The following is a 22854-nucleotide window of genomic DNA, read 5'->3' as shown; positions in this document are numbered from 1 at the left end:
CTGTATGAGTGCATCCTCACCGGCGTGCCTCCGATCCAGAGCGGCATCGTGCACAACAACGTCTCGCGCCTGTCCAACCAGCGCAGCATTTTCCATTACGCCACCGACGCCGGCTTGACCACTGCAGCGGCGGCGTACCATTGGGTCAGCGAGTTGTACAACCGCACGCCCTTCCTCGCCGCCCGCGACCGTCATACCGACGACAAGTCACTGGCGATCCAGCACGGGCATTTCTACTGGAATGACCATTACCCGGACTCCCACCTGTTTGCCGACGCCGAGAGCCTGCGCCTCAAACACGCGCCGAACTTCCTGGTGGTGCATCCGATGAACATCGACGACGCCGGCCACAAGCACGGCCTCGACACCCCGCAATACCGCAACAGCGCACGCTCGGCCGACATTATCCTGGCCGACTACCTGCAAGCCTGGCTCGACGCCGGATACCAGGTGCTGGTGACCGCCGACCACGGTATGAACAATGACCGTTCCCACAACGGCCTGTTGCCGGAAGAGCGCGAAGTGCCGCTGTTTGTCCTCGGCAATGCCTTCAGCCTCGACCCCAACGCTACACCGAAACAGACCGACCTCTGCGGCACAGTCTGCGAGTTGCTCGGCGTGCCCCACGACAAACCTGTCTGCCAGGAGCTGTTGAAATGATCCGTGGCAAATGGCTGGCGCTGCTGTGCCTGGTGCCCTTCGCACTGTTCTTTATCGTGTTCGAAATTGCCCCGCTGGTTTGGGTGCTGATCAACAGCCTGCAGACCGAAGAGGCCGGTTGGGGCGTGGAAAACTTCGTACGTATCTTCAGCTCGAAGTTCTACCTGCAAGCCATCCAGTTCAGTTTGGAGATCAGCTTCTACTCCAGCATCTTCGGCATCATCATCGCCACGCTGGGCAGCTATTCGTTGCGCCGGGTGGATTCGCCGCTGCGCAATTTCGTCACCGCTTTCGCCAACATGACCAGCAACTTTTCCGGCGTACCGCTAGCGTTCGCGTTCATCATTTTGCTGGGTTTCAACGGCAGCATCACGATCATGCTCAAGCAGGCAGGGATCATTCAGGACTTCAATCTGTATTCGAAGACCGGCTTGATCATCCTCTATACCTACTTCCAGATTCCCCTGGGCGTATTGCTGCTGTACCCGGCCTTCGATGCGTTGCGCGAAGACTGGCGCGAGTCGGCTGCACTGCTCGGCGCGAATGGCTGGCAGTTCTGGCGGCATATCGGCCTGCCCGTGCTCACCCCGGCCCTGCTCGGTACGTTCGTGATTCTGCTGGCCAACGCCCTGGGCGCCTACGCCACGGTGTACGCCTTGACCACCGGTAACTTCAACGTGCTGCCGATCCGTATCGCCGGGCTGGTTTCCGGTGATGTATCCCTCGACCCGAACATGGCCAGCGCCCTGGCCGTGGTGCTGGTGGCGCTGATGACCGTGGTCACCGTGGTCCATCAACTGCTGCTCAAGAGGAGCTACCATGTCTCGCGCTGAAGCCGGCCCGGCCTCCCTCTACCATCGAGTGGTGGTGTGGCTGTTGTTTGCAATCCTGGTGCTGCCGTTGGTGGGCACCTTCGTCTACTCCATTGCCAGCAGTTGGTCAGCGACCATCCTGCCCGCCGGCTTCACGGTGAAGTGGTACGTGCAGCTATGGAGCGACCCGCGCTTTTTGATGGCCTTCGGGCAGTCGTTGCTGGTGTGTGTCGGCGCGCTAATCCTGTCGGTGGTGCTGATTTTGCCGCTGCTGTTCGTGGTGCATTACCACTTCCCCAAGCTCGATGCCCTGATGAACATCCTGATCCTGCTGCCCTTCGCGGTGCCACCGGTGGTGTCGTCGGTGGGGCTGCTGCAGTTGTATGGCTCCGGGCCGATGGCGATGGTGGGCACGCCGTGGATTTTGATCGGTTGCTACTTCACCGTCGCACTGCCGTTCATGTACCGGGCGATCACCAACAACCTGCAAGCCATCAACCTGCGCGACTTGATGGACGCCTCGCAACTGCTCGGCGCCAGCACCTGGCAGGCGGCGATCCTGGTGGTGCTGCCAAACCTGCGCAAAGGCCTGATGGTGGCGTTGCTGCTGTCGTTCTCGTTCCTGTTCGGTGAGTTCGTGTTCGCCAATATCCTGGTGGGCACCCGCTACGAAACCCTGCAGGTGTACCTGAACAACATGCGCAACAGCAGCGGCCACTTCACCAGTGCCGTCGTGATTTCCTATTTCTTCTTTGTGCTGGTGCTGACCTGGGCCGCCAATATCTTGAACAAGGACAAAAGCCAATGAGCTTCGTCAGCGTCCAACACCTGCAAAAAGGCTACGCCGGCACTCCGGTGTTCAGTGATATCAACTGCGAGATCGCCAAGGGTGAGTTCGTCACCCTGCTCGGCCCGTCCGGTTGCGGCAAATCCACATTGCTGCGCTGCATCGCCGGCCTGACCTCGGTGGACAGTGGGAAAATCCTGCTGGATGGGCAGGACATCGTCCCCTTGAGCCCGCAGAAACGTCACATCGGCATGGTGTTCCAGAGCTATGCGCTGTTCCCCAACATGACCGTGGAGCAGAACGTCGCGTTTGGCCTGCGCATGCAAAAGGTCAATGCTGACGACAGCCACAAGCGCGTGCAGGAAGTACTGCAACTGGTGGAACTCAAGGACCTCGCCGGCCGTTACCCGCACCAGATGTCCGGCGGCCAGTGCCAGCGCGTGGCCCTCGCCCGCTCCCTGGTCACCCGCCCACGTTTGTTGTTGCTGGATGAGCCGCTGTCGGCGCTGGACGCACGGATTCGCAAGCACCTGCGCGAGCAGATCCGCCAGATCCAGCGTGAGCTGGGGCTGACCACGATCTTCGTGACCCATGACCAGGAAGAAGCCCTGACCATGTCCGACCGGATCTTCCTGATGAACCAGGGCAAGATCGTGCAGAGCGGCGATGCCGAAACCCTCTACACCGCGCCGGTCGACGTGTTCGCCGCTGGCTTTATCGGCAACTACAATCTGTTGGACGCCGACAAGGCCAGCCAATTGCTGCAACGCCCGATCAACAGCCGCATTGCCATTCGCCCGGAGGCCATCGAGCTGAGCCGCAATGGCGACCTGGACGCCCTGGTGCGCAGCCACAGCCTGTTGGGCAACGTGATTCGCTACCGCATCGAAGCGCGCGGCGTGGAGTTGGTGGTGGATGTGCTCAACCGTTCGGCTGACGATCTGTACCCCGAGGGGCAACGCCTGGCACTTTCCATCGACCCCAGCGCCCTGTGTGAAGTAGCCTGATGCAACGATTGATTGAGAGAGCGTGACCGATGGCATTGGTAATTTTTGATCTGGACGACACCCTCATCCACGGTGACTGCGCCACACTCTGGAGCGAGCAGATGGGCCGCCTGGGCTGGGTCGACCCTGAGTCGTTCATGCGCAAGAACCACGAACTGATGGACGCCTACAGCCAGGGCAAGCTGAAGATGGAAGACTTCATGGACTTCAGCCTGGAGCCAATGATCGGCCGCACGCCGGAGGAAATCGAGCATTTAGTCGAGCCCTGGGTCGAGGACGTGATCGAGCCGCTGATCTACAGCGACGCCACCAAGACCATCGCCCGTCACCGCGCCAATGGCGACCGGATCCTGGTGATCTCGGCGTCGGGCACGCACTTGGTCACGCCGATTGCGGCGCGGATCGGGATTGATGAAGTGCTGGGGATCAACCTTGAAGTCAGCCACGGTGTGTACAGCGGACGCACCGTGGGGGTACTGACCTATCGCGAAGGCAAGATCACGCGGCTGATGGAATGGCTGGAGCAGGAAGGCGAGTCGCTGGAGGGCGCGTATTTCTATTCGGATTCGCGCAATGACTTGCCGTTGTTGCTGAAGGTGGATCATCCGCAGGTGGTGAATCCGGATCCGGTGTTACGTGCCCACGCGGAACAGGCTGGGTGGCCGATCCATCACTGGACCTGATTCAACAGAGATCAAAATGTGGGAGCGGCGGTGCGACGATTCGACTTGCTCGCGAAGGCAGTGTGTCAGATGAAACATTCTTCACAGATACGCCGCCTTCGCGAGCAAGCCCGCTCCCACATTTGGACTGCATTCCAAATTGAGATCAGTTCAAGGCCTCATCAATCACTAACACCAACTTTCCAGAAATCCGGTTGGTCGCCAACTCGGCAAACGCCGCCTCGGCATCCTCTATCGCAAAGGTCTTGGCCAGTTGCGGGCTAAGGCGCCCTTCAACAAACAACGGCCAAACATGCTGGCTCAAGTCGCTGAACAGGTCGGCCTTGAACTGATCACTGCGGCTGCGCAAAGTCGAGCCCAATAGCTGAATACGCTTGCCCAGCACCTGCGCCAGGTCCAACTTGGCCTCGCGACCGCCCATCAAACCGATCAACACCCAACGGCCATCCAGGGCGAGCAGCTTGAGATCCAGTGCCGCATAGTCGCCACCCACCGGGTCGAGGATCACATCAAACGGCCCGAGATCCCGCAGCCCGTCGAGGCCATCGGTGCGTACCACGCCGCCCTGGGCGCCGAGCGCCTCGCAATAGACCAGGCGCTCCGCCGAGCCGACGCTGACCCAGCACGGGCTGCCGAACGCCTTGCACAACTGGATCGCCGCCGAGCCCACGCCACTGGCGCCAGCATGCAGCAGCACTTTCTCACCGGGTTTGAGGCCGGCCAGTTGGAACAGATTGAGCCACGCGGTGCTGTATACCTCAGGCAACGCCGCCGCTTCGATCAGCGACAATCCTTCCGGCACCGGCAGAACGTGACGCGCATCCACTACCACTTCCTCGGCCATGCCACCCCCGGCCAACAGCGCGCAGACACGGTCACCGACTTGCCAGGATGAGCCCGCCCCCACTTCGCTGATCACCCCGGAACACTCCAGGCCCAGCACCTGGCTGGCGCCTGGCGGCGGTGGATAAAGCCCCGCGCGCTGTAATAAATCGGCGCGATTTAGGCCCGCTGCCGCCACACGAATGCGAACTTGCCCTACATCGCACGTAGGAACGGGTTCTTCCAACCACGCCACATGACCGTCAACGCCTTGCAATGCTTTCACACTGCCTCCATAGTGAGTCTGGACTGAGCCCGTAGCTGTATCGCCGGGCTTTTTGCATTATGCGACCGGACCATATGGAACCGGCTCCCTCAAAGACGGCCTAATATGCGTTATCAATTGCCCCCGCGTCGAATCAGCATGAAGCATTTGTTCCCCAGCACCGCCCTCGCTCTTTTCATTGGTCTCGGCTTTGCGTCGATGTCGACCAATACGTTCGCAGCCAACAGCTGGGACAACCTTCAGCCGGATCGCGATGAGGTGATTGCCAGCCTTAACGTCGTCGAGTTGCTCAAGCGCCATCACTACAGCAAGCCGCCGCTGGACGACGCGCGCTCGGTGATCATCTATGACAGCTACCTCAAGCTGCTGGATCCGTCGCGCAGCTACTTCCTGGCCAGCGACATCGCCGAGTTCGACAAGTGGAAAACCCAGTTCGACGACTTCCTCAAGAGCGGCGACCTGCAACCCGCATTCACCATCTACAAGCGCTACCTGGACCGCGTCAAAGCGCGTCTGGACTTCGCCTTGGGTGAGCTGGACAAAGGCGTCGACAAGCTCGACTTCACCCAGAAGGAAACCCTTCTGGTGGACCGCAAGGACGCCCCTTGGCTGACCAGCACCGCCGCCCTCGACGACCTGTGGCGTAAACGCGTCAAGGACGAGGTGCTGCGCCTGAAGATCGCCGGCAAAGAGCCTAAGGCTATCCAGGAGCTGCTGACCAAGCGCTACAAGAATCAGCTCGCGCGTCTGGACCAGACCCGCGCCGAAGATATCTTCCAGGCCTACATCAATACCTTCGCGATGTCCTACGATCCGCACACTAATTATCTGTCGCCAGATAACGCGGAAAACTTCGATATCAACATGAGTCTGTCGTTGGAAGGCATCGGTGCCGTCCTGCAAAGCGACAACGACCAGGTCAAGATCGTGCGTCTGGTGCCGGCAGGTCCGGCGGACAAGACCAAGCAGGTGGCTCCGGCCGACAAGATCATCGGTGTTGCCCAGGGCGACAAAGAGATGGTCGACGTGGTCGGCTGGCGCCTGGACGAAGTGGTCAAGCTGATCCGTGGGCCGAAAGGCAGCGTGGTGCGCCTGGAAGTGATTCCGCACACCAATGCGCCGAACGACCAGACCAGCAAGATCGTGTCCATCACCCGTGAAGCGGTGAAGCTCGAAGACCAGGCCGTACAGAAGAAAGTCCTCAACCTCAAACAGGATGGCAAGGACTACAAGCTGGGCGTGATCGAAATCCCGGCCTTCTACCTGGACTTCAAGGCCTTCCGCGCGGGCGATCCGGACTACAAGTCCACCACCCGTGACGTCAAGAAAATCCTGACCGAACTGCAGAAGGAAAAAGTCGACGGCGTGGTCATCGACCTGCGCAACAACGGCGGCGGTTCCCTGCAGGAAGCCACTGAGCTGACCAGCCTGTTTATCGACAAGGGCCCGACCGTGTTGGTGCGCAACGCTGACGGCCGTGTGGATGTGTTGGAAGACGAGAACCCAGGTGCCTTCTACAAAGGCCCGATGGCGTTGCTGGTCAACCGCCTCTCGGCTTCGGCTTCGGAGATTTTCGCCGGCGCCATGCAGGACTATCACCGCGCCCTGATCATCGGCGGCCAGACCTTCGGCAAAGGCACCGTGCAGACCATCCAGCCGCTGAACCATGGCGAGCTGAAACTGACGCTGGCCAAGTTCTACCGGGTTTCCGGCCAGAGCACCCAGCACCAGGGCGTACTGCCGGACATCGATTTCCCGTCGATCATCGACACCAAGGAAATCGGCGAAAGCGCCCTGCCGGAAGCCATGCCGTGGGACACCATCCGCCCAGCCATCAAGCCCGCTTCGGATCCGTTCAAGCCATTCCTGGCGCAGTTGAAGGCTGACCACGACACCCGCTCCGCCAAGGATGCCGAGTTCGTGTTCATCCGCGACAAGCTGGCCCTGGCGAAGAAGCTGATGGAAGAAAAAACCGTCAGCCTCAATGAAGTGGATCGCCGCGCGCAGCACTCCGACATCGAAAACAAGCAGCTTGTCCTGGAAAACATCCGCCGCAAGGCCAAGGGTGAAGATCCACTCAAGGAGCTGAAGAAAGAAGACGAAGATGCGCTGCCGGCCGAAGCCGACAAGACCAAGCCGGAAGACGACGCCTACCTGGCCGAGACGGGCCGGATCCTGCTGGACTACCTGAAGATCACCAAACAGGTAGCCAAGCAGTAAATGATGGCGATTTAATGTGATCGCTCCGCGGAGTGTCATCATATAGACATCATTCTGTCGTGAAATGAAGGACCGCAGGTTTCCAGCCTGCGGTCCTTTTTTTTCGATCGAGATCGCCATGACCATGACCGAACAGCTGAATGCATTGGGCGTTATCCTGGCTCAAGGCAGTTTGCACAGCCTGTTCCAACCGATCATCAGCCTGTCTGAACGGCGCATTCTCGGCTATGAAGCCCTCAGTCGTGGGCCTTCCAACAGCCCGCTGCACTCCCCCATCGCCCTGTTCTCGGTGGCCAGCCAGGCCGGGCGACTCAGTGAGTTGGAGATCGCCTGCCGCGAAAGCGCGTGCCGACGCTTCAGTGAACAGAAGCTACCGGGCAAGCTGTTCCTCAATGTCTCGCCACAATCTTTGATGGAAACTGCACATCAACCAGGGCGCACCCTGCAATTGCTGCGTGACTTCGGTATTCCACCGAGCCAAGTGGTAATCGAGCTCACCGAGCAAACCCCCACCAACGATATCGATTTGCTGCAAACCGCCCTGCACCACTACCGCAACATGGGGTTCTCGATTGCCCTGGACGACCTGGGCGCCGGTTATTCCAGCCTGCGCCTATGGTCGGAGCTGCGCCCGGACTATGTGAAGATCGACCGCCACTTCATCGACGGCATCCATCAGGACGCGCTCAAGCGGGAATTTGTCGGCTCCATCCTGCAAATTGCCAAGGCGTCACGTGCCCAAGTGATTGCCGAAGGGATCGAGTTGCCTGAAGAGTTGGCGGTACTGACGGAGATGGGCGTGGACCTGGTCCAAGGCTACCTGCTCTGCCGTCCACAGGAACAACCGCCGCAGGAAGCGCGCTTGATGCTGCCCAAGCCCGACAGCGCCAACGTGGCGCTGAACGACGAAGGCAGCGACCTCAGCGCCTTGCTCAACGAACAGCCGGCGGTGGATCAGGACACCGCCACCGCCCAGGTGCTGGAAGCGTTCCGGCGCCAGGCCAACCTCAATTCCCTGGCGGTGCTGGATGGGCGCGGGCATCCAATCGGTATCGTCCATCGGCATTCGTTGTCGGATGCGCTGCTGAAACCCTTCGCCACCGACCTGTTTGCGCGCAAGCCCATCAGCCGCTTGATGAGCACCGACTTTCTGGCAGTGGAGCTGAGTCAGTCCCTGCAACAGGTCAGCCGTTTGCTCACCAGCCGCGCGCGGCAACGCATCGAAGAGGACTTCATCATCACGCTCAATGGCGATTACCTGGGCCTGGGCCGGGTGATCGATGTGCTCAAGCTGATCACCGAGCTGAAGATCCAACAAGCGCGCTACGCCAACCCGCTGACCCTGCTGCCCGGCAACGTGCCGATCCAGCAGTGCCTGACGCGACTGCTGCAACAACAGCGCGAATCGGTGATTTGCTACGTGGATATCGACAGCTTCAAGCCATTCAACGATATCTACGGCTATGGGCGTGGGGATGAGGTGTTGTTGTGCCTGGCGCAGTGCCTGAACGACCGTGTCGACCCCAGCCGCGATTTTGTCGGGCATATCGGCGGTGATGACTTTTTGCTGGTACTGGGCCCGCAGGATTGGCGCAAACGCCTTAATCAGCTGCTGGATGACTTCCACACCCAATGCCGACGTTTCTACCGCGCCGAACACCTTGAAGCGGGCTGCTTCGTGGCGCTCAACCGCCAGGGCGTGCGCCAGGAGTTTGCGCTGCTGTCACTGTCTATCGGCGTGGTGCATTTGTATCCACAGGCCTGTGGACAACTCGATGCCAGCCAGTTGGCGGAGCTGGCCTCGCAGGCCAAGCACCATGCCAAGGATATGGCCGGCTATAGCATCCATGTGATCGACAGCATGGACGCGCTGCCCCAGGCGCTTTAGGCCTCGGCAGATTCCGGGTACTCGTATTCGAACACCCGCACCACTTCCGATGCGTGCCAGGAGGCAGCGGCCACGCCATCGGACGGCCCGCTGAAACGGCCCAGGCGCTCGACACATTCAAAGAAACCGGTACGCGGCAGGCGACTGGCGCCCTGGCTTATCACCAGCGAGCTACGCAGAGGCTGCTCGGCCTTGGCGTCCAACGCCGCCAGGTGTTCCAGGGCGGCAGCCAGGGTCTGCATGGCCGGCGTGGGGAATTGCAGGCGCTCCAGCAGCGCGCGGTAGGTCAGCAGATGGCGCTGGCGGCGCGCCTGGTCCAGTTCGTTGAGTAACCCATCCCAGTGTTGACGACTGATACGTAGGCTCAAGATTCATCCCTCCAACCTGCAACGCCCAATTCCCAGGCCAGGCTGCGGCGGATCGCGGCATCCGGCTGGCGTTCACCACTTTCAATCAATCCAAGATATGAGGGGCTGATCCCCACGGTGCGGGCCAGGGTTTCGATCGCCAGGCCTTTGCCCTCACGCAAGCCGCGCAGGTCTGCGAGCGGGCGCAGGTCCTGTGCAGGGGCGGCTTGGGCAGGCGATGAGAGAGGAGGAAGCGTCGGTTGTTGCTGACCGGCAGCTTTTAGCAGCGCCTGGTACTGATCCCATGGCAACACCGCGTACTCGGGTTCGCCATTGCGTGAAATTATCTGAATATCCATGACTGCCCCGTAGGATAACTGCACTTACTTAGTAAGCTCTTTCCTTAGGAGTGTAATCCTAACAGCCCTAAAGGTCGCAGGGGGATAGTCACGTCATGCGTTTTTTTGCGGGTTTTCCTTGGCCAGCAGAGCGGGCGTCGCAGGCAGGCGCTCAACCACGGCAAGCTTTTCCGGACGCTGGGCGTCGCGCCAGGCGCGAAAAGCGCTCAGTTCGCCGTCCAGGGTCTTCATGACCCATGCCAGTACGGCAATGTCGTCGAGCATGCCAAACATGGGGATAAAGTCCGGGATCGCATCGATCGGGCTCAGGAAATACATCAGCCCTGCCACCACCGAGATCAGCGCCTTGGGGCTGATCGCCCGGTACTCGCCACGCCAATAAGCCAGGCACAAGGCCTGGAGCAACTTGAGATCATCCTTGAGTTTGCCCAGGCGATTGCCTTGGCTGGAGCCCTTGGCGGCGACAGCGAACAGCAGCGTCGGCAAGCGCCCACGGCCCAGGAGACGTGCGGCCATGGGCAGGAAACGGGTGAAATTGAAGGGTGGTTTCATCGGTCACTCCAGTTCCAGGCGACATAAAAGGTTATCCACACAAATTGTGGATAACCTTGTGAACAGAGCCTATTTTCTGCGCTGAAAGCCACGGAGTACAAGGCTTGCAGTCAGATCGGGCGTTTTTTGCGCACTGAAAAAAAACCCAAGATTTCATTGACTTGGCGTTGATGTGCGGCTACCCGTACTCGAGTCTTATATCAGACTGTTGCAGGTTGCAGGCGTTCGATCGGATGTGTGCGGGTGCGGTTTCTGCAACCCCAGAAACAACAACGCCCCGTCGAGACGGGGCGTTGTGTGTTCAGGCGCCTGTTACTTCTTGGCAGCCGGTGCAGCAGGAGCGTCAGCCTTGGCTGGGTCCTTGATGGCCAGCAGCTCCAGGTCGAATACCAGCACGGAGTTGGCTGGGATCGCTGGGCTTGGGCTTTGTGCGCCGTAGGCCAGGTCCGAAGGAATGTACAGCTCGACCTTCTCGCCCACGTGCATCAGTTGCAGGCCTTCGACCCAACCTGGGATCACGCCGCTGACCGGCAGGTCGATCGGGCTACCGCGATCCACGGAGCTGTCAAAAGTGGTGCCGTTGGTGAGTTTGCCGGTGTAGTGCACAGTCACCACGTCAGTTGGCTTAGGCTGGGCGCCGTCGGCTTTCTTGGTGATCTTGTACTGCAGACCGGAAGCGGTGGTGACGACGCCGTCTTTCTTGGCGTTGTCTTCGAGGAATTTCTTGCCGGCGGCTGCCGACTCTTCACTCATCTTGGTCATGCGTTCTTCAGCACGTTTTTGCAGTGCGGCAAACGCTTCAACCAGCTCGTCGTCTTTGAGCTTCTGCTCTTTTTTGCCGACGGCATCTTCGATGCCTTGGGCTACTGCTTTGGAATCCAGGTCATCCATGCCTTCTTGGGCAAGGCTCTTGCCCATGTTCAGGCCGATGCCGTAGGAAGCTTTCTGCGCCGGGGTTTTCAGCTCTACGCTGGTCTGCGAATCACAACCCGCAAGTACCAGGCTAACCAGGGCCACCGCCGCCGCCAACCGATGCTGTTTCATGCTATTTCCTTGTTCATGCGCCAATAGGGCATTCGAATAAAGTCGCGAGCTTATCAGGCGGCCACGACCAATGGCTACCGGCATGTGAGCAGGAAACTTCTGATAAGTTCACGTGTTTAAAAGCATTTTCATTCATGATGGAGGCCCGCGAAGGATCGCGGGACCGCCCACTACCGGGCTCATGGCCACTTGCCGCACCTGTGGCGTAGTGGCATAACATCGCGACAACTCGACAAGGCCGAGACAAGGATAGCCATCTTGCGCATTTTTTCCCGTGTTTTACTCCTGATATTCACCCTGCTGGGCATCGCCCTGGCCGTGGTGCTCTATTACACCGTCAACCCCAAGCTGCCGGACTACGTGCCCGTGGAGCAGGTGCACTACCAGGACCAATGGAGTGCCGCCGACCGCCAGACCTATTACTTCACGCCCCAGGGCACCCAGGTAAAAGGCCTGCACTACGACTGGTTCACCGCTCTGGAGTTGCCGTTTTCCGAACAGCGTTTCGCAACGCCCGAGTATCTGGCGCGCTTTGGCTTCCTGGTGGACCCCAAGCAAGTGCCCACTGCGCAAAACCCCGGCAACCTGCCGGTGGGTTTCGCCCGGCATAAAAACGCCGGCAGCAACGCCCAATACCTGGATATCACCTGCGCCGCCTGCCACACCGGCGAATTGCATTACAAAAACCAGGCCCTGCGTATCGACGGCGGTTCCGCTCAGCACGTGCTGCCCTCCAGCGTGCCGACCTTGCGCGGCGGCAGTTTCGGCCAGGCCTTGGTCGCGAGCCTCGCCGCCACCTATTACAACCCGTGGAAGTTCGAACGTTTTGCCCGCCAGGTGTTGGGGGATCGCTACGACGCCGAGCACAAGCAACTGCGTAAGGACTTCAAGCAGTCGCTGAACCAGTTCCTCAAAGTGGCCTGGAACGATACTCACCGTGGCCTCTACCCCACTGAAGAAGGTCCTGGCCGAACGGACGCCTTTGGCCGTATCGCCAACGCCAGCTTTGGCGATGCCATTTCCCCGGACAACTATCGCGTCGCCAATGCACCGGTGGACTACCCGCAGCTGTGGGACATCTGGACCTTCGACTGGGTGCAGTGGAACGGCTCGGCCCAGCAGCCCATGGCGCGCAACATCGGCGAAGCCCTGGGGGTCGGCGCGACCCTGGCGTTTTTCGACGACGCCGGCCAGCCACTCCAAGGCGATGCGCGCTACCCATCCAGCGTGCGGGTACGCGACCTCAACCTGATCGAAGAAACCCTGCAACGCCTCAAGCCACCGACCTGGCCCGAGGACCTGTTCGGCACCGTCGACAAGCCGCTCGCCGCCCAAGGCCGTGCACTGTTCGCCGAAAACTGCGCCGGCTGCCACGTGCCCAGCGTCAGCCAGGAAGGCGGACGCCCGGTGCAACAGCTGAAAATGCTGCCAGTGGACTACATCGGCACCGACCCCGGTACTGCCAGCAACATCGCCGACCAGCGCTACGACCTCAGCGCGTTGCAATGGGACCTGGCAGAATTGGCCAAACTCAACGTCGAACTGCACCCCACGCCGACCGAGCCGCTGGACCTGAAAAAGCTGTCCGTGGCCAAGGGCCTCGCCTACGTCACCGCGTTCGTCGAAGAACATGCCTACCGCGCCGCTGGCGTAACCCCGGCCGAGCGCCCGCGCCTCGACGGTTACGGCCTGCCCATCGGTGTGCGCGAGTTGCGTGCCTACAAGGCGCGGCCATTGGCGGGCGTTTGGGCGACGCCGCCGTTCCTGCATAACGGTTCGGTGCCGACGATCTACCAATTGCTCTCGCCCCAGGACGAGCGCAGCACCACCTTCTATAAAGGCACGTTCAACTACGACCCGCGCCACCTCGGCTTCGAGACCGGTGCGTTCAAGAATGCCTTTTTGTTCGATACCAAAATCACCGGCAACCACAACAGCGGTCACGAATTCCGTGCCGGCAGTCGTGGCAACGGCGTAATCGGCCGTGGCCTGCTGCCGCAAGAACGCTGGGCGCTGCTGGAATACCTCAAAGTGCTGGGCGGCCCGCTGGAGCAACAACTGCCATGATGATTCGATCCCCCTACGACCGACCTTCCCTGCTCGCCCGCCTGTGGCTGCGCATCGGCGCGTTTCTGGGCAAGACCCTGCTATGGCTGGTGGGCCTCGGCCTGCTCGGTTGGCTGGGTGCCAGCGCGTGGTACGCCTGGCAACACAGCGGCCCGGTGTCACCGAACGAGCAAATTCCGTCCGGGGAGGCGGCGATGACCCAAGGCATCATCCAGACGGCGGTGCGCATCGTTGACCAGCACCGTGAAGGCACGCGCTACCTGCGCGATGCCCATGCCAAGGCCCATGGGTGCGTGAAGGCCGAGGTCAGCGTGGTACCGGATCTTGATCCAGCATTGCGCCAAGGCGTGTTCGCCGAACCGGGCAAAACCTGGCAGGCGATGATGCGGCTGTCCAACGGCAACGCCTACCCGCAGTTCGACAGCATCCGTGATGCGCGGGGCATGGCGCTCAAGCTGCTGGACGTGCCGGGCAAGCAACTGCTGGCCGACCAACAGGCGCGCACGGAACAGGACTTCGTGATGTTCAGCCACCCGAACTTCTTTGTCAGCGATGTGGCGGAGTACGCGCAGAACATCGGCGCGCAAGCAGATGGCAAGAAGGTCCTGGCGTTCTTCCCCAAGGTCGACCCTCGGACCTGGCAGGTGCGCCATCTGTTTATCGCCCTGGCGACCTTGGCGCCCGCACCGGCCAGCCCGACGCAGACCACGTACTTTTCGGTGTCGCCCTACAAGTTCGGCGCGGCCAACGCCAAGTTCCGCGTCGCGCCCGACCCGCAGAGCTGCCCGGAATATCAACTGCCCAAGCAGAACCAGGACCTGCCGAACTTCCTGCGCAGCGCCTTGAGCCAGCAGCTGTCCACCGACCGCGTGCCTGCGTGTTTCGTGCTGCAGATCCAGCGGCAGAACCCGCAGAAATTCATGCCGATCGAAGACACCAGCATCGAATGGAAGGAGAGCGATGCGCCCTATGAAACCGTGGCCAAGGTGCGCATCCCGGCGCAGGATTTCGACACGCCCGAGCAGAACCTGGCGTGCGACAACCAGTCGTTCAACCCCTGGTTTGGTGTAGCGGAACACCGCCCAATCGGCGGCATCAACCGCTTGCGCAAGGCCGTGTATGAAGCGGTCAGCGATTACCGCCACAGCCGCAACGCCCCGTAAAGAATGCGTAACAATGGACCCGACGGCGTAAGGATTGCGTCGGGTCTATTGAGCCGTTTTCACCCCGCCTCTACCGTGAGTACCTACCCCATCACCCGTAGGAAATCACCGTGGAAAGCTCAACCCTCGGCATGATCGTACTGACACTGATCGCCGTGTTCGGCACCGCGTCTTTTTGCTTCGAACACCTGGCGACACGCCAGACCAAAAAGAAAAAAACCGGCCAGCACTGACCCTCAGCCAGCCTGTTCTGCCTCTGCCGTCCGAGCCTGCAACCATTGACGAAAGCTGCGCACCGCCGCCGGCGGGTTGCGGTGGTGCGGCTGCATCAGGTGCAGGCGGCCGCGACTGTGCATGCTGTGGGGCAAGGCCATTTGCAGGCGCCCGGAATCGAGGTCGCTGTCCAGCAAGCGCTTCCAGCCGAGGGCGACGCCGTGTCCCATCACCGCCGACTGCATCAACAGTTGATAGCTGTTGGTGCGCAAGGCGTGACGCGGCGAGTAGTAATCGGCGCCCGCATCGGCAAACCAGTCGGCCCAGGTGAGCCAGTCGTGATGGTGGTCCTCGACGATCAGCAAAGTGTGAGCGTGCAACAAGTGATGCAGGTCGCGAATCGGGCCGTGACGCTCAAGGTAATCGGGGCTGCACACGGTGATGACCTGTTCGCTGTCAAACACCGGCGACAGCTCAAGGCCGTGAGGTGCCGCCAGTTCATCCAAGTGATAGAACAAACCCAGGTCGTATTCACTGACATCCAGGTGGCTGGGGCTTTCGCTGCACAGGATGCGGATATCCAGGTCCGGATGGTCGCGCTGGAACTGCGGCAACAGACCGGCCAGCCAGATGGAACTGATGGTGGGCGTGCTGGCCAGGGTCAACTGGCGATCGGCACCGCGTCTGCGCAACTCGGCGGACTCGCGATCAAGCTCGCGCAACAGGCGTTGGACGGTACGGAAATAACGTACCCCGGCGGGGGTCAGGCTCAGGCCCTGGGCCAGCCGATAAAACAGCGGGCGGGCCAGGTCTTCTTCGAGGCGCTTGACCTGGCGGCTGACTGCGCTTTGGGTCAAGTTCAGTTCATGGGCCGCCTGGGTGAAGCTCAAATGGCGGGCCGCCGCTTCGAAGGTCTGCAAGCAGTTGAGGGGAGGAAGATCGACGTTTCGGCGCGACATGAGCAAGTCCATTGGCAATGACGGGCCCAGGTTACCCCAGGCCCGCAGAGATCACGTTGGCGTGCATCCTGCCAGTTGCCTGCTCAGAGCGCGACCCTGGCCACGCGTTTACTCCATTGCCGACGGTGTTCCAACTGGCCGTTTTCCCAGGCGGTCTGCTCCGCTTCGATGTAGAACCACTCGGCATCGGCGTGCACGCTCAAGTGGCTTTCCACCTCCACGGTCCACTGGTCGCGGCCGACACGGTAGTGCCATTCGATATCGGCGCGCGTCGACAGCGGATCCCAAGGCAAGGTGCGGTATTGCTCGGTGCAACGCTGGTCCACCGACAAGCCGTGGTCGGTAAAACGCACAGACCCTAGGTCATCTTCGATTTTCACGCAGACTTCACCACTGCCCACATCTTCGATCAACGTACGCTTCGGCGCAGCAGCACGTAGGACTTCCATCGCCACCGGCGTAGCCGACTGTGGCGCTTCGAACGGGCAGTCCACCGCCTCGCCGTTGAATATCGGCAGTTGCAGGCTTTGCAGGCTCGGCAGCAACGTCAGGGTGGTCAGCTCGCGGCTCGGCCACAGCAACGGGAAACTCGCGGTGCTGAGGGCCAGGCGCAAACGATAGCCGGCGGGCAGGCGCATGCCGACGTGGTCGAGGTTTAACTGCACATCCATCGGTTCCCCTGGGACTACAGGCGTTACCTGGGAAAAGTCCTCACGCAGGGTGAGATTAAGCACACCGTAGCTGATCTGCGTGACCTGCCCGTCCGGCGCAATTGCATTCAGCCGGGCGACCAATTGGCCACAGGCGGTGTCACTGGCCAGGCGCAACTTAAGACGTGCATCGCCGAGCAGCGCCAGCGGCTCGGTCAGCGGCTGGGAGTCGAAGCACAGCGAGTGGGCGTCATCACGGCGTTGATCCGTCGGCCCGTCGGGGCCAAACCAGATGGCGCAGTATTCACCCTGATGCAGGCCGGTAGTCAGCGGCGAGCAGAGACTGCGCGGCGCCGCCAAAGGCTCTGATCCTGCACTCAGGCCCTGTTCACCGAGACTGAAATCGGTCCATTGCACCTGCGGATCCGGCCAACCTGCCGTTTGCACCCAAATCCCCGGCCGCTCGGCATAACTGCCCTTCGGCGACAGAATATCCTGTAGGTAGAAGGTGCAGGCTGCGTCATCCATTACCCCGTTATCGATGCCCTTAAGCCAGTGATCCCACCAGCGTTTGGCCTCTTGCAGGAAGCCGATGGCTGGGTTCGGCACGGCAAAATGAGGGTACTTGTGGATCCACGGTCCGATCATGGCTTTCTTCGGGCCCGGCAGGTTTTGCATCAGGCGCGAAACGGTGTTGCGATAGGCATCGCCCCAGCCGCCCACCGCATACACGGCGGCCTTGATCTTCGAATAGTCCTCGCACACTGAACCATGGCGCCAGTAATCATCGCGGGTCTGGTGTTGCAGCCAGGTTTCCGCCAGCAATGGCATGGCGTCCAGGCGTTGGTGCCAGAGGCTTTTCCAGTCGTCGACCAACAGCGGGTCGGGCACCGCCGCGCTGAAGTTGAGCATGGTGGCAGCCCAGCCGAAGTTCTCCATCAACAGGTTGCCGCCCTTGTAATGGATGTCGTCGGCGAAGCGGTCATCGGTGGAGCACAGGGTGATGATCGCTTTCAACGCTTCGGGCTGGCGCGCCGCAACTTGCAGGCCGTTGAAGCCGCCCCAGGAAATACCCATCATGCCGACATTGCCGTCGCACCAGGGTTGCTGGCACAGCCAGTCGATCACTTCGAGGGCGTCGTCCTGTTCCTGCAGCAGGTATTCATCGGCCATCAGGCCCTGGGATTCACCGTTGCCTCGCATGTCCACCCGCACACACACGTAGCCCTGCCCCGCCATCCACGGATGGGTCAGCGCGTCGCGTACGGCGGTGCCGTCGCGTTTGCGGTACGGCAGGTATTCGAGGATTGCCGGGAAGGTCTGCAAACCGGCGACTTCCGGCAACCAGATGCGCGCGGCCAACTGGGTGCCGTCCTTCAAGGGGATCAGGCAGTGCTCGATTTCGCGCACGGTGTAAGCAAATTCAGTGACGATTTCCATCAGTAACTCCTACAGCGGTTCAATCGATCAGCGGGCGAAATCCGGCACCGGGCTGGCGCCGCGCAGTTCCGTCTCGGGGGTCCGCTGAAGGCGTTTCACGTCCAGCAATGCGGGGTTTTTCAACCAGAAGATCAGCGAGGTACTGGCCAGCAACACCAGGATCATGCCCGGCAGGCCGCCGAGGTTGGAGAGCATCTTCACGCCGTCGATGCCGACGAATGAGACCATCACCCACGACACGGAGCCGATGATCAGGCCCCAGACGATCTTCAGCAGCGGGTTGCCGTCCAGGTCGGAATCGGCGGTCACACCTTTGCTGCACAGGTTGGCGATCACATCGGTGCTGGAGTCGGCGGCAGTGACAAAGGAGATGAACGCCACGAACAGCAGGAACGCAATCATCAGGCCGCTCGCCGGCAGTTGCTGGAACATCTGGTACAGCACGTGCTCCACGCCCTGCTCGTTCAGCACACGGTTGAGGCTGCCGTCGCCCAGCGCATCGAAGTACAGGCTGGTGCCGGAGAAGATGCAGATCCACACCGCCGTGAACAACGCAGGGTAGAGCATGTTGATATGGATGAATTCACGCACCGTGTAGCCACGGCCGATCTTGCCGAGGAACAGCGCGCTGACCGGCGCCCAGGCAAACCACACCGACCAGTAGAACACCGTCCAGCTGTGCGGCCAGGTGTCGCCACTGGCGGCGCCGGTGAACAGGCTGCGGCTGAAGAAGGTGTCGAGGTACACGCCGAGGGACTCGACGCCGAGGCTGAACATGTACAGGGTCGGCCCGCACAACAGCACGAACAGCCCCAGGGCCAGCATGATCCAGGTGTTGAACGAGGACAGCATCACAATGCCTTTCTGCAGGCCGCTGGCGGCCGAGGCGACAAAGGTGATGACGATGATTGCAATAATGATGGCCAGGCGGAACGGCGTGGTTTCACCGCCGATGTACTGGGCCAGGCCACCAGCCAGGGTCAACGCACCGGTACCCAGGGACGAGGCCATGCCGGCCACCAGGGCGAACATCGCCAGGGTGTCGATCAGCCCGGCATAGCGCCGGACCCGCGCTTCGCCCAGCAACGGTTCAAGCATGGCGCCGATGGAAAAGTTGCTGCGGCGGTTGTAGAACACCAGCGCAAACACCAGCGAGGGCACCAGGTAGATGGCGTAGGGCGTGATGGTCCAGTGCAGGAACATCGTCGACATGGCAAAGCTCTTCGCCGCCGAACTGCCCGCCTCGATCGGCAAGCTGGTGGGCGGGCCGTACAGGTGGTAAAGCGGCTCGGCGGTGGTCCAGAACAGCACGCCCACCGCCAGCGTGGTGCACAGCGCCACCATGAACCAGCGCCATTTGCTCAGCAACGGCTGGGCGTCTTCACCGCCGATACGCACCTTGCCCAGCGCGGAAAAGTAGACGATCGCTGTCAGCACTACCATGGCAAACGAGCCGGCACTGAACAGCCATGAGAAGTTCTTCAGGATCAGGTTGTTGAGCTGTTTGCTGACCGCAAGAAACGCATTCAGGTCAACGTAGCTGGCGATCACTGCCGCCAGCAGGATCAGGAACGTTGGCCAGAACACCAACGGACGCAGTGGATATTTCATAGAGAGCCATTCCCCTTGCAGACTATTTTTATGTTGGAGAGCGGGTCCCCGCAGCATCCTGCTGCCGGTAACCCGCCTGGAAGTCTTCGCGTGGCTATAGATAAACGTTTAAGCGACCGAGGGCGCAATCAACCAATGTGCATGGGGGTATTCCCCCACGTCATGACGCACCCGTACAGTTCAGGACGAATAGGCAGTGCACAACGGGAGTGCGCAAAGAGGATAAATCGCAGACGAAAAAAAGCCCGCTCAATGAGCGGGCTTCTTGGGGTGACCTGGCGTTCAGTGTTCCAGGTGACCAAATATGGCGCAGCGGACGGGATCATGACTCATCCTCTAAATCATTGAAAGGCCGAGGTTTCCATAGCCTAGCGTGTCGTTGATGGACTCGATTGTGTACTTCTAACGACCAGCTGGCAATCTGAACACCGCGGCAGCTTGGTGCAATGCCAGAGCGTATCCGGGCAAATCAAAAAAAATCAGCTACGCGAATACGCAATTCGCGAACTCGGGCTTGCTTGACGACAACGTAGAAGAACAACCTGCCACAGCGGAAGCCAAAAGCCAACTATCAAAATCCTTGTCTTCAATGGTTTGGATCTCGACTGATTGCATAGAGCCCTCCTGAAATACGAATGGCCGCTTCGCTGCTGCATGCGACGGAGGCGCAGACGTGGCTGGTTGGTCTTCGGCTCTTGGCGGACCCTGCACCTATGCCCCGATGGGTTTCACACCGTACTTTTGATAGTAGGTGCTGGTGATTTCGTCCTGACTTCGAGGGGGGTCGGCCAGGACATGGGCAGGAGACAGCAACGGAGAGATCGAGATGGTTTCGATTTTGACAATGTGATCGACAGGGTACTCTGGACCATTCGCCGTTCGAACCCAGTTGGCGATCGCCAAGGACTCGTCAGCATTTGCCGGAAGTATCAACGCACGGCCCTTAAATCGATAACCACGCCTCTGGAAGATGTCGACTACGTTAATTTCTACAGCAGGATTGCGCTTCAGATTCAGTATCGTCTGGGGCGATGCAATATCGGCAAAGTAGAGAACGCCATTCGTGACCGTCAAAGACGCCTTCGGTGACAGATTAGGCGTTCCGTCTTCGTTGACTGTCGCGACGAACGACAGTATCGCCTGCTTGATAATCGCCTCCATGTCAGCAGTGATTTCAATCATAGAGATGCCCCTCTCCCATGACCATGAAGTCGGTCGTCGCAAGTGCTTTGTCCCTCGCTAATGTGGCCTGGTCCCGGTCGAGAAATGCAGTGGCCTGCACGGAGAGGAATTGCAGGGTTTTCAGCCCAATGCTGCCCAGCACCACCGACAGATACGGTGTGAGAAAATCGGGCTGGTTGGCTCGGTCCCCGGTAAAGACGCCACCGGAAGCGATGCCGATAAACACGGGACGATCCCGGAACATTCCCACCTTCCCGGACGGCGTCGACATGAACGTGCGACCAGCGCGAAGGATTTGGTCGATCCACGCCTTGAGGACCGACGGAACGGTTAAGTTATTCATGGGCGTTCCGATGACAATTACATCTGCCGCTTCGACTTCCTGAATAAGCACCTCGGAAAGCTCCAACGCGCCCCTCGGCGGGGCCGCCAAAGTCGCCGGCGACGACAGTGCAGTTTCGTAGTCAGGCGAAGCGTGTGGCAGGGGGGCAGAGGCAAAGTCTCGCCGGCTGATGCTCGCACCGGGCGCAACCTCAAGGAGCTTTTTGACGATAGCCGCTGAAAGCCGGCGGCTGTGCGATTCAGGGCGTGAACTGCAATCAATATGGAGGATGTTCATGCGAACAATCCCGATGATTTTACGAAGCCAATTACGACGATCTTCATCATTTATTCTCCTCGGTTAGTTGCCGTCACTTCTAGCCCGCGCTGCACCGCCGGACGCGCAAGGCCACGGTTGAACCATGCTTGAACATGAAGAAAGCGGTCGAAGCCGACGAGCTCGCGTGCTTCGTAAAAGCCGATCAGGTTGCGCACCCAGCCGAGCAGCGAAATATCGGCAATACTGTAATCAGCTCCCATCACCCAGTCACGACCTGCGAGCCGGTTGTCAAGGACGCCAAGCAGCCGCACCGATTCGGTTGCGTAGCGGTCGCGCGGGCGCTTGTCCTTATAGTCTTTGCCGGCGAACTTATTAAAGAAGCCGACTTGGCCGAACATCGGCCCGACTCCGCCCATCTGCCACATCACCCACTGGATCGTTTCGTAGCGGGTGTTCGGATCGGACGAGATAAATCGTCCTGTCTTGTCGGCAAGATAGAGGAGGATTGCACCCGACTCGAACAGCGCAAGCGGCGCACCGCTCGGCCCATCAGGGTCGTAGATTGCGGGAATCTTGCCGTTGGGGTTGAGCGCGAGAAAGGCTGGCTCGCGACTTTCGTCTGCCATGATGTCGATTCGATGTGCTTCGTAGGTGAGGCCGGTTTCCTCAAGCATGATGCCGATCTTCACCCCATTGGGTGTCGGTAGGGAAAAGAGCTGCAACCGATCGGGATGCCGCGCCGGCCAGCGTGCGAAAATAGGATGATCAAGTGTCACTTTCTTGCTCCTAATTAGTGGATGCATATGAAAAGCCCAGACACACTCCTAAGATTCTCACTTAGGCGCATCCTTGTTAGATTTCTTAACGGTATCTCTCGGAAAAATAATAATAAATCACCAGTTAAGGTTACTGCGTTTGGTATTTTTTAAATCTGGAACAACATGTCCAATATCATCAACTCTGTAAAAGTCATGAATTTCTTCAGCTTTCAATTCAACTACAGCTTTACGTGACACAGGGTCACTGCTTAATTTTACCAAGGTATTTTTGTGGGTTCGGCTATCAGTTTTGGTAATGGCGTTCATTTTCTCGACCGCATATGATCACATGAATTTTTTTAGTGCGCACCCGAATAGAACCAACATTTTTCATATAGTTATCTCATCATAAATTCATTAATGCTTGAGACAAACAATAACATCGGGACTATTAGAACGATAACCCATCAAATCTAATAAGGTTGATCTCACAGATCAAGAGGTACGAAATCATTATGCCCGTTACGTGGTAAGCGCTCACCGGATGAACAAAGGCCTTTTAAACTGCTTGACCGCGCCAACAGACGAGGCGCGAAAACGCCTTAACTAGCAAAATTGGACCTCTGTAATGAGGTCCCATCGAGAACAAAAATCGAAGTCATCTTCAGCGATAGTTAATTTCAGACGACCGTTAATTAGTACAACCTAGCCTGCTGTTACGTCAGGAAAATCAATATCAGTGT

General features: G+C 59.6%; 22 protein-coding genes. 10 read left to right on the top strand and 12 right to left on the bottom strand.

Features of this window, described 5'->3' with window-relative positions; genetic code table 11:
• From HX812_RS31490 to HX812_RS31470, 5 genes are all read left to right on the top strand, one after another.
• On the top strand, positions 1–660 hold a 660-nt coding region (locus HX812_RS31490), incomplete at its 5' end, for an alkaline phosphatase family protein (protein WP_178949153.1).
• A complete protein-coding gene (locus HX812_RS31485; RefSeq protein ID WP_038844843.1) occupies positions 657–1493 on the top strand; it encodes an ABC transporter permease subunit in 837 nt (278 codons plus the stop codon). The genes HX812_RS31490 and HX812_RS31485, both read left to right, overlap by 4 nt.
• A complete protein-coding gene (locus tag HX812_RS31480; RefSeq protein ID WP_010211611.1) occupies positions 1480–2280 on the top strand; it encodes an ABC transporter permease in 801 nt (266 codons plus the stop codon). Before HX812_RS31485 ends, HX812_RS31480 begins: the two co-directional genes overlap by 14 nt.
• Positions 2277–3266 (top strand): ABC transporter ATP-binding protein, encoded by a 990-nt coding sequence (locus HX812_RS31475; RefSeq protein WP_038844842.1) that lies wholly within the window; start codon positions 2277–2279, stop codon positions 3264–3266. Before HX812_RS31480 ends, HX812_RS31475 begins: the two co-directional genes overlap by 4 nt.
• Before the next feature lie 29 nt (positions 3267–3295).
• The gene (locus HX812_RS31470; protein ID WP_038844841.1) at positions 3296–3949 is read left to right on the top strand and encodes an HAD family phosphatase; all 654 of its coding nucleotides are present in this window, start codon (positions 3296–3298) and stop codon (positions 3947–3949) included.
• A gap of 145 nt (positions 3950–4094) precedes the next feature.
• Here the strand turns inward: HX812_RS31470 and HX812_RS31465 are convergent, their stop codons facing one another.
• Positions 4095–5057 (bottom strand): zinc-binding dehydrogenase, encoded by a 963-nt coding sequence (locus HX812_RS31465; protein WP_038844839.1) that lies wholly within the window; start codon positions 5055–5057, stop codon positions 4095–4097.
• 138 nt (positions 5058–5195) lie between these two features.
• On the opposite strand from HX812_RS31465, the gene HX812_RS31460 reads away from it, so the two are divergent.
• Complete coding sequence (locus tag HX812_RS31460) at positions 5196–7277, top strand: carboxy terminal-processing peptidase (protein ID WP_177075644.1); 2082 nt, start codon at positions 5196–5198, stop codon at positions 7275–7277.
• 118 nt (positions 7278–7395) lie between these two features.
• Positions 7396–9165 (top strand): bifunctional diguanylate cyclase/phosphodiesterase, encoded by a 1770-nt coding sequence (locus HX812_RS31455; protein WP_038844894.1) that lies wholly within the window; start codon positions 7396–7398, stop codon positions 9163–9165.
• On the opposite strand, the gene HX812_RS31450 is transcribed toward HX812_RS31455, so the two are convergent.
• From HX812_RS31450 to HX812_RS31435, 4 genes are all read right to left on the bottom strand, one after another.
• Positions 9162–9533 carry a hypothetical protein gene (locus tag HX812_RS31450; RefSeq protein WP_005786715.1) on the bottom strand — a complete coding sequence of 124 codons (372 nt, stop codon included), beginning with the start codon at positions 9531–9533 and terminating at the stop codon, positions 9162–9164. The genes HX812_RS31455 and HX812_RS31450 overlap by 4 nt on opposite strands.
• A complete protein-coding gene (locus HX812_RS31445; protein WP_033897694.1) occupies positions 9530–9871 on the bottom strand; it encodes a multiprotein-bridging factor 1 family protein in 342 nt (113 codons plus the stop codon). Before HX812_RS31445 ends, HX812_RS31450 begins: the two co-directional genes overlap by 4 nt.
• A 93-nt stretch (positions 9872–9964) precedes the next feature.
• Entirely contained in the window at positions 9965–10423 is a 459-nt protein-coding gene (locus HX812_RS31440) for a YkvA family protein (protein ID WP_038844836.1), read from the bottom strand.
• A gap of 312 nt (positions 10424–10735) precedes the next feature.
• Positions 10736–11467 carry an FKBP-type peptidyl-prolyl cis-trans isomerase gene (locus HX812_RS31435; RefSeq protein WP_033897692.1) on the bottom strand — a complete coding sequence of 244 codons (732 nt, stop codon included), beginning with the start codon at positions 11465–11467 and terminating at the stop codon, positions 10736–10738.
• 258 nt (positions 11468–11725) lie between these two features.
• On the opposite strand from HX812_RS31435, the gene HX812_RS31430 reads away from it, so the two are divergent.
• The 3 genes from HX812_RS31430 (at position 11726) to HX812_RS32235 (ending at position 14930) form a co-directional block, all read left to right on the top strand.
• Positions 11726–13534: a di-heme-cytochrome C peroxidase gene (locus HX812_RS31430; RefSeq protein ID WP_038844835.1), complete on the top strand. Its 1809-nt coding sequence runs from the start codon at positions 11726–11728 to the stop codon at positions 13532–13534.
• A complete protein-coding gene (locus HX812_RS31425; RefSeq protein ID WP_038844833.1) occupies positions 13531–14697 on the top strand; it encodes a catalase family protein in 1167 nt (388 codons plus the stop codon). The genes HX812_RS31430 and HX812_RS31425 overlap by 4 nt, the downstream gene beginning before the upstream one ends.
• 110 nt (positions 14698–14807) lie before the next feature.
• Entirely contained in the window at positions 14808–14930 is a 123-nt protein-coding gene (locus HX812_RS32235) for a hypothetical protein (protein ID WP_256348291.1), read from the top strand.
• Between the two features lie 3 nt (positions 14931–14933).
• On the opposite strand, the gene HX812_RS31420 is transcribed toward HX812_RS32235, so the two are convergent.
• The 7 genes from HX812_RS31420 to HX812_RS31390 form a co-directional block, all read right to left on the bottom strand.
• Positions 14934–15869, bottom strand: coding sequence for a LysR substrate-binding domain-containing protein (locus HX812_RS31420; RefSeq protein WP_038844831.1), 936 nt, complete (start codon positions 15867–15869; stop codon positions 14934–14936).
• Positions 15870–15952: 83 nt separating this feature from the next.
• The gene (locus HX812_RS31415; protein ID WP_038844829.1) at positions 15953–17959 is read right to left on the bottom strand and encodes a CocE/NonD family hydrolase; all 2007 of its coding nucleotides are present in this window, start codon (positions 17957–17959) and stop codon (positions 15953–15955) included.
• 27 nt (positions 17960–17986) lie between these two features.
• The gene (locus HX812_RS31410; RefSeq protein ID WP_038844827.1) at positions 17987–19570 is read right to left on the bottom strand and encodes a BCCT family transporter; all 1584 of its coding nucleotides are present in this window, start codon (positions 19568–19570) and stop codon (positions 17987–17989) included.
• Positions 19571–20281: 711 nt separating this feature from the next.
• The gene (locus HX812_RS31405) at positions 20282–20752 is read right to left on the bottom strand and encodes a pyridoxamine 5'-phosphate oxidase family protein (protein WP_016978176.1); all 471 of its coding nucleotides are present in this window, start codon (positions 20750–20752) and stop codon (positions 20282–20284) included.
• The gene (locus HX812_RS31400) at positions 20745–21371 is read right to left on the bottom strand and encodes an FMN-dependent NADH-azoreductase (RefSeq protein WP_016978177.1); all 627 of its coding nucleotides are present in this window, start codon (positions 21369–21371) and stop codon (positions 20745–20747) included. The genes HX812_RS31405 and HX812_RS31400 overlap by 8 nt, the downstream gene beginning before the upstream one ends.
• Positions 21372–21421: 50 nt before the next feature.
• Positions 21422–22156, bottom strand: coding sequence for a glutathione S-transferase N-terminal domain-containing protein (locus HX812_RS31395; protein ID WP_020372652.1), 735 nt, complete (start codon positions 22154–22156; stop codon positions 21422–21424).
• A 90-nt stretch (positions 22157–22246) separates the two neighbouring features.
• Positions 22247–22438: a hypothetical protein gene (locus HX812_RS31390; protein WP_152514710.1), complete on the bottom strand. Its 192-nt coding sequence runs from the start codon at positions 22436–22438 to the stop codon at positions 22247–22249.
• Positions 22439–22854 lie beyond the last annotated feature (416 nt).

The sequence above is a fragment of the Pseudomonas sp. IPO3749 genome, from assembly GCF_013386605.1.
In the GTDB taxonomy this organism is placed as follows: domain Bacteria; phylum Pseudomonadota; class Gammaproteobacteria; order Pseudomonadales; family Pseudomonadaceae; genus Aquipseudomonas; species Aquipseudomonas azotoformans_A.
Note: the sequence above shows the minus strand (reverse complement) of the source record. Positions and strands in the feature narration are given on the sequence as shown.

What these genes read in the sequence shown, in the direction of transcription:
- HX812_RS31440 (WP_038844836.1), bottom strand. Translation starts at nt 10,423, where the DNA reads ATGAAACCACCCTTCAATTTCACCCGTTTCCTGCCCATGGCCGCACGT.
- HX812_RS31390 (WP_152514710.1), bottom strand. Translation starts at nt 22,438, where the DNA reads ATGAACGCCATTACCAAAACTGATAGCCGAACCCACAAAAATACCTTG.
- HX812_RS31410 (WP_038844827.1), bottom strand. Translation starts at nt 19,570, where the DNA reads ATGAAATATCCACTGCGTCCGTTGGTGTTCTGGCCAACGTTCCTGATC.
- HX812_RS31415 (WP_038844829.1), bottom strand. Translation starts at nt 17,959, where the DNA reads ATGGAAATCGTCACTGAATTTGCTTACACCGTGCGCGAAATCGAGCAC.
- HX812_RS31480 (WP_010211611.1), top strand. Translation starts at nt 1,480, where the DNA reads ATGTCTCGCGCTGAAGCCGGCCCGGCCTCCCTCTACCATCGAGTGGTG.
- HX812_RS31475 (WP_038844842.1), top strand. Translation starts at nt 2,277, where the DNA reads ATGAGCTTCGTCAGCGTCCAACACCTGCAAAAAGGCTACGCCGGCACT.
- HX812_RS31445 (WP_033897694.1), bottom strand. Translation starts at nt 9,871, where the DNA reads ATGGATATTCAGATAATTTCACGCAATGGCGAACCCGAGTACGCGGTG.
- HX812_RS31455 (WP_038844894.1), top strand. Translation starts at nt 7,396, where the DNA reads ATGACCATGACCGAACAGCTGAATGCATTGGGCGTTATCCTGGCTCAA.
- HX812_RS31405 (WP_016978176.1), bottom strand. Translation starts at nt 20,752, where the DNA reads ATGATTGAAATCACTGCTGACATGGAGGCGATTATCAAGCAGGCGATA.
- HX812_RS31400 (WP_016978177.1), bottom strand. Translation starts at nt 21,371, where the DNA reads ATGAACATCCTCCATATTGATTGCAGTTCACGCCCTGAATCGCACAGC.
- HX812_RS31435 (WP_033897692.1), bottom strand. Translation starts at nt 11,467, where the DNA reads ATGAAACAGCATCGGTTGGCGGCGGCGGTGGCCCTGGTTAGCCTGGTA.
- HX812_RS31420 (WP_038844831.1), bottom strand. Translation starts at nt 15,869, where the DNA reads ATGTCGCGCCGAAACGTCGATCTTCCTCCCCTCAACTGCTTGCAGACC.
- HX812_RS31485 (WP_038844843.1), top strand. Translation starts at nt 657, where the DNA reads ATGATCCGTGGCAAATGGCTGGCGCTGCTGTGCCTGGTGCCCTTCGCA.
- HX812_RS31460 (WP_177075644.1), top strand. Translation starts at nt 5,196, where the DNA reads ATGAAGCATTTGTTCCCCAGCACCGCCCTCGCTCTTTTCATTGGTCTC.
- HX812_RS31470 (WP_038844841.1), top strand. Translation starts at nt 3,296, where the DNA reads ATGGCATTGGTAATTTTTGATCTGGACGACACCCTCATCCACGGTGAC.
- HX812_RS31425 (WP_038844833.1), top strand. Translation starts at nt 13,531, where the DNA reads ATGATGATTCGATCCCCCTACGACCGACCTTCCCTGCTCGCCCGCCTG.
- HX812_RS31395 (WP_020372652.1), bottom strand. Translation starts at nt 22,156, where the DNA reads ATGCATCCACTAATTAGGAGCAAGAAAGTGACACTTGATCATCCTATT.